Source organism: Herbaspirillum sp. B65 (genome assembly GCF_000333555.1).
GTDB classification, from domain to species: domain Bacteria; phylum Pseudomonadota; class Gammaproteobacteria; order Burkholderiales; family Burkholderiaceae_D; genus Herbaspirillum; species Herbaspirillum rubrisubalbicans.
Genome location: NZ_BADI01000383.1, coordinates 1 through 2,978 on the forward strand (window position 1 = coordinate 1; position 2,978 = coordinate 2,978).

The 2,978-nt window shown below is 60.8% G+C and carries 2 protein-coding genes and 1 pseudogene; all 3 read left to right on the forward strand.

Annotation, left to right across the window (positions count from 1 at the left end):
- Nucleotides 1-186 (forward strand): annotated as a pseudogene (locus tag I5W_RS09330) (LysR family transcriptional regulator); the annotation flags it as partial.
- Between the two features lie 329 nt (nt 187-515).
- Nucleotides 516-1,808 carry a Glu/Leu/Phe/Val family dehydrogenase gene (locus I5W_RS09335; RefSeq protein WP_017452431.1) on the forward strand — a complete coding sequence of 431 codons (1,293 nt, stop codon included), beginning with the start codon at nt 516-518 and terminating at the stop codon, nt 1,806-1,808.
- Nucleotides 1,809-2,626: 818 nt separating this feature from the next.
- On the forward strand, nt 2,627-2,978 hold a 352-nt coding region (locus I5W_RS09340; protein WP_044529015.1), incomplete at its 3' end, for a transporter substrate-binding domain-containing protein.

The window sequence follows — 2,978 nt, forward strand, 5'->3', positions numbered from 1 at the left end:
ACCGCGCAACGTACCGGCAAGGCGCTGGTGGCGCGACTGTGGGAATACCTGGTGGAACTGGATGGGCAACGCCAGGAAAAAGGCGGGCGGCCGGAGCGTTCCGAGCGTCCTCGGACGGGCGCTGCCAGTGCGGCCAAGAGCGCCTCGGGCAAGTCCGCGCGGTCTGCCGAAAAACGCGAATCCTGACCGCAAAAAGAGCGCTAGTGTCAGCCGCTATTCCTTGTCTATCAAGGGCTTTGCATGGTTATGCATACGCTGCATAGTTACATGCTCACAAAGCATTAGCCTTGTTTTGGCCGGCTGGCTACGATGGCGGCGCTGAATCAGACGGGCACGAATTTCCAGCTGGCGCACCAGGGCCGGGCTGGCAGGCGCGCCGCCGTCGTCGCCGCTCGTGCGCGCCCTCTGACGCGCCCTGCAGGCTGATGCAGACGGAGTAACATGCCTGGCGGACTTCGGAATTTGCAGGCCTTTTTGTCTTGAACAGCACGGCTATCCAAAGGAGCGATTGCATCATGTCGAACGTACCTAATCACGAAGTGCCTTCCTATCTCGTCCCGCACGGCATCGGTCCGTGGGGCGTCTACCTCGAGCAGATCGACCGCGTCACGCCCCACCTGGGCTCGCTGGCGCGCTGGGTGGAAACCTTGAAGCGCCCCAAGCGCATGTTGGTGGTGGACGTGCCGATCGAACGCGACGATGGCACCATCGCCCACTTCGAAGGCTACCGCGTACAGCACAATACCTCGCGCGGTCCCGGCAAGGGCGGCGTGCGTTTCCACCAGGATGTGACGCTCTCCGAAGTCATGGCCCTGTCGGCCTGGATGACCATCAAGAACGCCGCCGTGAACGTGCCCTATGGCGGTGCCAAGGGTGGTATCCGCGTCGATCCCAAGACCCTCTCGCGGGGTGAACTGCAGCGCGTCACGCGCCGCTACACCAGCGAGATCGGCATCATCATCGGGCCCAACAAGGACATCCCGGCGCCGGACGTGAACACCGATTCGCAGATCATGGCCTGGATGATGGATACCTACTCCATGAACCAGGGCAGCACCTCATCGGGCGTGGTCACCGGCAAGCCCATTTCACTGGGCGGCAGCCTGGGTCGTCATGAAGCTACCGGCCGTGGTGTCTTCGTGGTCGGTTGCGAAGCCGCTGCCAAGCGCGGCATGGACATCAAGGAGGCCAAGGTCGCGGTGCAAGGTTTCGGCAACGTCGGTGGCATCGCTGCGCGCCTGTTCGCGGAAGCCGGTTCCAAGGTGGTCGCGGTGCAGGATCACGTGACCACCGTCTTCAATGGCGGTGGGCTGGATGTACCGGCGCTGCAGGCCTATGTGGCCAAGAACGGTAGCGTCAAGGGTTTCGAGGGCGCCGATGAGATTACCGATCGCGCCCAATTCTGGTCGGTCGATTGCGACATTCTGGTGCCTGCTGCACTGGAACAGCAGATCACCGAAGCCAACGCCAATCACATCAAGGCCAAGATCATCCTGGAAGGCGCCAACGGTCCGACTACGCCGGCGGCCGACGACATCCTGCGCGACAAGGGCGTGCTGATCGTGCCGGACGTGATTGCCAACGCCGGTGGCGTGACGGTGAGCTACTTCGAATGGGTGCAGGACTTCTCCAGCTTCTTCTGGACCGAAGATGAAATCAACCTGCGCCTGACCCGCATCATGCGCGAAGCCTTCGCCGCCGTCTGGCAACTGGCCGAAGAGAAGAACGTGTCGCTGCGTACTGCGGCCTTCATCGTGGCTTGCACCCGCGTGCTGCAGGCGCGCGAGATGCGCGGCCTGTATCCCTGATTCACCAGGAAGTCACCCCGGTCCGTTCGTGCGGACCGGCACGGCCAAGACGATACGCAAGAAGATCGTCGGCCGGATAAAAGAAATCCAGAGACCTTTGGTCCAGGAGGAGACGTGGTTGCTGTGCGTAGACGCACCGCAGGCCAACCAGCCTTGCGGCGCAAGATCTTCAGTGACGGACCCGGCATGAACATGCCGGGCGCTGCCGCATGTGCGCGCCGTCTGTGCGCATGGTCCTCAGCCTGGAGGCGGGTGGTGTCGCCCCTCTCTGCAGCGGAGCTTGGCAATATTCTTCACTTCCGTCACACTCGCTTTTCTCTTCTCTCCCTTCCTATCCGGCGGCCCCATCTTTTTCTTCACCAGGCTGCCAGATGCTTGCATACCAGCCTGATGCGCACCGCATCTCTGCCGTCTTTTTTTCCTTATCGACTCGTTTCTGGCATGGATATTGCTGACCAGAATGTCGTTACTGCCGTTGCGCCCAGCGCATGGTTCAGTTCTCGCGATGAGGGATTCTGCGCATTGCCAGACCGGGCCGCATATGCCTACAATGCGCCCGCCGAGAGTTGCGTATGGGTAATGTGCCAGCATCCGGTCCACTGTGGGGGTGGTTTGCGCAAGCATCGCCAGGCGGGGATCAAACAATGCTGGCAAAGATGTGTGTTAGCACACAGAATAGGCGGCACGGCAGAGAACAATAACAGGCTCGTCATACGGCCGGCCAGCCCGATTCCGGGCGCCGCGCAAGCGGATCCGGGGCAGGGCATTCGAGGCATTTGATTTACACTACGTAAAAAATTTTTCCAGGAGGTCACACAATGAAGTTATTGAAGCTAGCAGGGGTGTTGGTTGGGGCAAGCGTTCTGATGAGCTCGGTGCACGCAGAAGAATTCACCGGCCGTCTGAAGAAGATCAAGGACTCCGGCACCCTGACACTGGGCGTGCGTGATTCGTCGATTCCCTTCTCCTATCTGGACGACAAGCAGTCCTATCAAGGCTACTCGATCGACCTGTGCCTCAAGGCCGCGACCGCCATCCAGAAGAAGCTGGGCCTGACCTCGCTGAACATCAAGATGGTGCCGGTGACTTCGGCTACCCGTATTCCCTTGATCGCCNACGGTACCACCGACATTTCTTGCGACTCCGCGACCAAACATCANGAGCGCTGGA

Bases quoted from the DNA above. Each gene is read 5' to 3' on its own strand.
- I5W_RS09335 (WP_017452431.1), top strand. From the start codon at position 516: ATGTCGAACGTACCTAATCACGAAGTGCCTTCCTATCTCGTCCCGCAC.